Below are 5509 nucleotides of genomic sequence, written 5' to 3' on the forward strand. Positions count from 1 at the left end.
GCCGGGTCGCGGTCGAAGCGGTACTGGTCCACCGCGTCGCCCACGCGCTGGGTGAAGTCGGACTTCAGCTCCGCGGTCGCCACCGCAATGCCGTTCACGAACAGCACCAGATCCACCGCGTCCTGCGGATTGTTGAGGGAGTGACGCACCTGTCGCACCACCCGCAGCCGGTTGGCCGCGTAGGCCTGCTGGATCGCCGGGTTGAGGCCCAGCGCGGGCTTGAACTGCACCAGGGACAAGGGCTTCTTCAGCCCCACCAGCTCCACCCCACGCCGCAGCACCTCCAGCGTGCCCTGCTCGTCGAGGCAGCGCCGCACCCGCTCGGCCAGCACCCGCGGCAGCCCGGCCCCGTGGGCCTTCGCGAGCGCCTGCCAGCTCGCCGGCTGGGTCGCCTCCACCCAGGCTAGCAGGTCGGGCAGGAAGAGCGCGGTCTGGCGGTCGTAATGGGCGGCATCGCCCTCACTGTACAGCCAGCCGTGGCGGCCCAGGTGCTCGCAGATCGCGGATTCGAAGTGGTGTTCCTGGTGGAGCGTGCTCATCACAGGCCGATGGCTTTCTTGATGATCTCTATGACCGTTTCCTTGCCGAGACGCTTGGTCGCTGCTCTCAGCATTTCGGCGATGGCGCTCTCCTGGTCCGGCTCCTCAAGTGCCAGGAATCCGCCGGTCTTGTGTGTGAAGTGCTGAGCAAGATGGGCGTAGCTGGCTTTGGTTGTGGCCGAGTCGGGAACCGCGGTGATTTCGACGTAGCGGGCGACGGCGATACTTGCCATGAGTTCCCCCCGCACCTCGGTACGGCGTGCCGGGTCGCCCTGCCAATGGACTTCAACCCGGCCGTCCTCATCCTCCTCGGGCTCTTCCAGTGGCAGGATCAGGGTGCCGTCGATCAACGATCTTGCGCAGATGCGGTCATCAATCAGGGCGTGGGTGTAAATCGGCTGCAGATTGGCGATGAACGCGACGATGCGATGGCTGAGACCTTCACGCATGGCAGGCTTCCTGTAGAGGGAGGAGAGTATTCCTCACGTCGATCTTGCCGGTGACGGCGGCCGAGACCAGCGCGGTGCGGCGTTCCTTCAGGAGGGCGATGGCGCGGGTGGCTTCGGCGGTGAGGGCGTCGAGGCGGGCGGTTTCGGCGGTCAGGAAGTCGGCGATGGCCTCTTGTTCCAAAGTCGGGAGCCATGTCACCACAAGATTCCGGATTTCCTCGACGTTGGCTCGACGAATTGTGGCTCCGACCAGCAACGCTTCAATCTGATTGGTAACGGCGCGGCATGTGACTTGGAAATGCATGAAGCGGCTCTTTGTTTGTGGTCGAATCAAGCACACATCCTGCCCCATACAGAAAGGCAATTGCTCCTCATCTACGTAGCCGACGGCGCCAACGCTTGCGTTGCGACAGAAAATCAAGTCGCCCTGCTGAGGGATTCGACCCTCTCGCAGAAACTCCCACTCGATAGGCGACGTCAATTTCGCGTTCGACAAATCGATGCGGTTGTCACGCAGTTCGCGGATGCTGACGATGGGTAAGCCGTCGTCGAGGAATTCGACTGTGTGATGCTTGCAGTCGATAACCTCGGCAAACCGTTTGAGGTTACCGACCTCCCAATGCGCCGGCACCTCCCCGAGCCACTCCACCCCCGAATCCTTCATCGGCACGTCCGGGTCCAGGCCCTTCGTGACCGCGCGGGAGATCGTGGCCTGGCGCTTCTCGGCGAGCAGGGTCAACAGCTTCTCCTGCTCGGCAACCAGCGCGTCGATCTTGGCGGTTTCGCGGTCGAGGAAGGCGGCTATTTCTTTCTGTTCATCGACCGGGACGACAGGCAGGGGCACCTGGGCGAAGTTTGAAAAACGGAGTTCTTGCCCGTCCCGAATCAGGTCTGTAGTTCGACGTAGAGCTTGTATGTAAGGAGCCGATTTCAACAGATGAGCAAAAAAGGCAGGCCATACCCATTTCACCGGGGTGAGCATCACGTAGTGAAAGCTCGTCGAGCCTCGAAGGCGACACCATTCGATACCCCCCTGAAAACTGCGCATGCTGATAATGAAGTCATCGGGCTCAACGTGTTTCAAGCTCTCTATGCCTTGAATGACCTCGACGACTCGGCGCCCTTCCCTAAGCACGAATTCCGCTTGAGGTAGCACTCCATACTTTTGCGAGGCAGTAAGCATTTGGTCATCGGCATGCGCGGGTTCGCTCCTGACTTTAAACATCCGACGGCTTTGCGAAACCTCCCAATGCGCTGGCACTTCCCCCAGCCACTCGACCCCACTGTCCTTGTACTCCGGATACCTGGGCAAGCTCATTCCGCCAGCCCTTCCAGCATCCGCATGATGTTGGCGGTGACGCCCTTCAGCTCCTCGTCGATCTCGTGCAGGCTGCGCGGGGGCTCGAAGACGTAGAAGTGGCGGTTGAACGGGATCTCGTAGCCGACCTTCGATTTCTCCCGGTCGATCCAGGCGTCCGCCGCGTGGGGCAGGACTTCGCGCGCGACGTAGGCTTCGATGTCCTCGGTCAGCGGCACGTTCTCGGTGTCGCGCAGGCGGCTGTCGGGCTGGGGTTTGCCCTTCTGCTTGCCGCGCTCGCCGAGCACGATGTTGCCGGCTTCGTCGCGCAGCGGGCGCTCGACGGTGAGCGTGGTGTAGCCGAACTCCTCGTTCTTGAAGACGCGGGAGATCGGCACGCGCTTGACCTTGCCGCCTGCGGGGGCGGCGGGCTCGCGGTCGCCGAAGAGCAGGATCTGCCGGCCCAGCTCCTTGCCCGCCGCGTCGAGCACGATGGCCTGCTCGGCCTCGACGAAGTCGCCGAACAGCCGGGTGATGTCGGCGATGTGTGCCTCCGACAGCTCCTTGCGCTTGCTGCCAAGGCTCTTCTTCATCTTCTGCCAGAAGCCGCTGGCATCGATGAGCTGCACCCAGCCCTTGCGCTCGTCGGACTTCTTGTTGGACAGAATCCAGATGTAAGTGCTGATCCCCGTGTTGTAGAACATGTCGGTGGGCAGGCCGATGATGGCCTCCACCAGGTCGTTCTCCAGCACGTGGCGGCGGATCTCGGATTCGCCGCTGCCGGCGCCGCCGGTGAACAGCGGCGAGCCGTTGAGCACGATGCCAATCCGGCTGCCGCCCTCGGCGGCCGGGCGCATTTTGCTGATGAGGTGGAGCAGGAACAGCATCGAGCCGTCCGATACCCGCGGCAGGCCGGGGCCGAAGCGGCCGTCAAACCCTTTTTCGGTGTGCTCCCGGCGCACCTCTTTCTCGACCTTCTTCCACTCGACGCCGAAGGGCGGGTTGGAGAGCATGTAGTCGAACCGGGTGCCAGCGTGCCCGTCGTCGGAGAGGGTGTTGCCGACCACGATGTTGCGCACGTCCTGCCCCTTGATGAGCATGTCGGCCTTGCAGATGGCGTAGGACTCGTCGTTGAGCTCCTGGCCGAACATCGTGAGGCGGGCGGCGGGGTTGTGATCCAGCAGGTGCTCGCCGGCCACCGAGAGCATGCCGCCGGTGCCGGCGGTGGGATCGTACAGGGTGCGCACCACGGCGTTGCCGGCGGTGAGCACGTCATCGTCCTCGATGAAGAGCAGGTTCACCATCAGGCGGATCACCTCGCGCGGGGTGAAGTGCTCCCCAGCGGTCTCGTTGGAGATCTCGGCGAACTTGCGGATCAGCTCCTCAAACACCAGGCCCATCCGGGCGTTGTCGACGGCGGCGGGGTGGAGGTCGATGTGGGCGAACTTCTCGGTGACGAGGTAGAGCAGGCCGGCCTTGGCGAGGCGTTCGAGCTGGGTGAAGAAGTCGAAGCGCTCGAAGATGTCTCGTGCCGCTGCTGAGAAGCCTTGGATGTAAGCGTAGAGGTTCTCGCGCAGGTGGTCCTGGTCGCCGAGCAGGGTAGCGAGATCGAGGGGCGAGGTGTTGTAGAAGCTCTGACCGGCCTTGCGCAGCAGGAATGCGTCGGGGGTGATGCCGGCCTTGGTCTTGGCGTCGAACTCGGCGAGCACCGCCGCCTTGGTGGCGGCCAGCACGCAGTCGAGGCGGCGCAACACCGTGAAGGGCAGGATGACCTTGCCGTATTCGGATTGTTTGTAATCGCCTCGCAGGAGGTCGGCGACGGACCAGATGAAGGACGAGAGGGCTGGGTGGTTCATGGTTCGGGCATGCCGTGCAGGGGAAGGCGCGCAGGATCGCAGCACCGTCGTGATTTTACGGCGAATGAATTATTTCTAGGACGGCTGTTATGGGGAGTGCAGGGTGTCCCGGATGCTGTCCCTGCGTACCCCCGCGTTCCCGAGCACCGAGCGGGGTGTAGTGGTCACTGAGCCCCTTCGATCTTGGGCCTACCGCTTCACGACTCGGCCACCGGCTCGACCGAGGACTGTATAGGTTGCGACTGTGCGGGAAGCGACGAGCCGCTGAGGCGCTCAGCCGCGTTCTCCAGCGCCGACATCGCCCCACCATTCTGCGTCCACAGCTCCACCCAGCTCGGGCGACGGCCACGTCCGCTCCATTTCAGCTCAGGATTGCCGGGGTGCGCATAGCGGATCGGCAGCGGAGCTCTCTTCGGTGCAACCGCCTTCCTGCCCTGCTTCGCCTTGGCGGGGGCCGTAGCTTGCGGCTGCTGCGGCACGCTCAGCAACTCCTCCAAGGTGAACCCTTCGGCAGCCGCCAGCTTGCGGAGCTTCTTGATGACGTCGGCCTTGCCGGTTCGTTCGCGCACTTCGATTTCACGGGTGATGCGCTGGTTCAGCGTGTTCAGCTTGCCAAGAGAGAGGCTCTTCAGGTCCATGGTCTATGTCGAAAGATATAAAAAATTGGAGGCCGCCATCATGCCTCACGTGATGGTGGCCTCCAAACTCGCTTGACAGGGAACAGACTGCAGACATCGGGGCGAGGACTCCACGCGCCCTCGTCCCGATCCGATCAATAACTACTCGGCCTGCTGCTCGACCTTCCGTTCCGCGCTATTCCGCTCGATCGCCTGCAGCAGGCTGAAGACGCTCACTGCACACAGCCATGCCAGGCCCCACCCCGCAGCCTCACCCACGTTCAGCCAGAAGAATCCACTGAGCAGCGTCGACAGCGCCGCCACGATGACCCGTGGCATGGGCTGAGCGACCCAGGACAGGACCGCATAGGCCAGCGAGCTCAGCAGCAGAAGGTAAGCGATCCCGCCAATGTGGCTTCCGGTCCGGTAGAAGTCCATGTCCCCCATGGAGAACTCCGTCCAGGGCATGAACCACAACAGCATCCCGGCGATACCCAGCAGTGTTCCAACGACACGTTTGTCCATTTGAAGTGCCTCCTTTCTGGGCTTACTTGCCGGCACGCTCGGCCTGGTTCACAAACGCCCCTTTGAAATCCTCCGGGATGTAGCTGTCGACCACCGTCACCTTCCCCCCGACTGACTCGGCCGCGGCTCGCACGTTGTTCATCGTGCGCGGGATGAACTGGCTCGAGTCGCCGATCAGCGAGCGCCCGACCGCAGCGCTGATCCCCTGCGGAGTCAAGCCACTGTT

The 5509-nt window shown here is 63.1% G+C and carries 7 protein-coding genes; all 7 read right to left on the reverse strand.

Translation table 11 applies throughout. The features are described from left to right. Positions 1-539: type I restriction endonuclease (locus tag ZRA01_RS19745; protein WP_246093785.1), on the reverse strand; the 539-nt coding region annotated here is incomplete at its 3' end. Then, positions 539-988, reverse strand: coding sequence for a hypothetical protein (locus ZRA01_RS19750; protein ID WP_141355088.1), 450 nt, complete (start codon positions 986-988; stop codon positions 539-541). The genes ZRA01_RS19750 and ZRA01_RS19745, both read right to left, overlap by 1 nt. Further along, on the reverse strand, positions 981-2306 hold the full coding sequence (locus ZRA01_RS19755) for a restriction endonuclease subunit S (RefSeq protein ID WP_141355089.1): 1326 nt from the start codon (positions 2304-2306) through the stop codon (positions 981-983). Before ZRA01_RS19755 ends, ZRA01_RS19750 begins: the two co-directional genes overlap by 8 nt. Then, the gene (locus tag ZRA01_RS19760) at positions 2303-4141 is read right to left on the reverse strand and encodes a type I restriction-modification system subunit M (protein WP_141355090.1); all 1839 of its coding nucleotides are present in this window, start codon (positions 4139-4141) and stop codon (positions 2303-2305) included. The genes ZRA01_RS19755 and ZRA01_RS19760 overlap by 4 nt, the downstream gene beginning before the upstream one ends. 197 nt (positions 4142-4338) lie before the next feature. Beyond that, positions 4339-4779 carry an H-NS histone family protein gene (locus tag ZRA01_RS19765; protein ID WP_141355091.1) on the reverse strand — a complete coding sequence of 147 codons (441 nt, stop codon included), beginning with the start codon at positions 4777-4779 and terminating at the stop codon, positions 4339-4341. 141 nt (positions 4780-4920) lie between these two features. Beyond that, complete coding sequence (locus ZRA01_RS19770; RefSeq protein WP_141355092.1) at positions 4921-5283, reverse strand: hypothetical protein; 363 nt, start codon at positions 5281-5283, stop codon at positions 4921-4923. 22 nt (positions 5284-5305) lie between these two features. Next, on the reverse strand, positions 5306-5509 hold a 204-nt coding region (locus ZRA01_RS20655; protein WP_170183038.1), incomplete at its 5' end, for a hypothetical protein.

Origin of the sequence: Zoogloea ramigera, assembly GCF_006539865.1 — a bacterium.
Taxonomy (GTDB): Bacteria; Pseudomonadota; Gammaproteobacteria; order Burkholderiales; family Rhodocyclaceae; genus Zoogloea; species Zoogloea ramigera.

Bases quoted from the DNA above. Each gene is read 5' to 3' on its own strand.
- ZRA01_RS19760 (WP_141355090.1), bottom strand. From the start codon at position 4,141: ATGAACCACCCAGCCCTCTCGTCCTTCATCTGGTCCGTCGCCGACCTC.
- ZRA01_RS19770 (WP_141355092.1), bottom strand. From the start codon at position 5,283: ATGGACAAACGTGTCGTTGGAACACTGCTGGGTATCGCCGGGATGCTG.
- ZRA01_RS19765 (WP_141355091.1), bottom strand. From the start codon at position 4,779: ATGGACCTGAAGAGCCTCTCTCTTGGCAAGCTGAACACGCTGAACCAG.
- ZRA01_RS19750 (WP_141355088.1), bottom strand. From the start codon at position 988: ATGCGTGAAGGTCTCAGCCATCGCATCGTCGCGTTCATCGCCAATCTG.
- ZRA01_RS19755 (WP_141355089.1), bottom strand. From the start codon at position 2,306: ATGAGCTTGCCCAGGTATCCGGAGTACAAGGACAGTGGGGTCGAGTGG.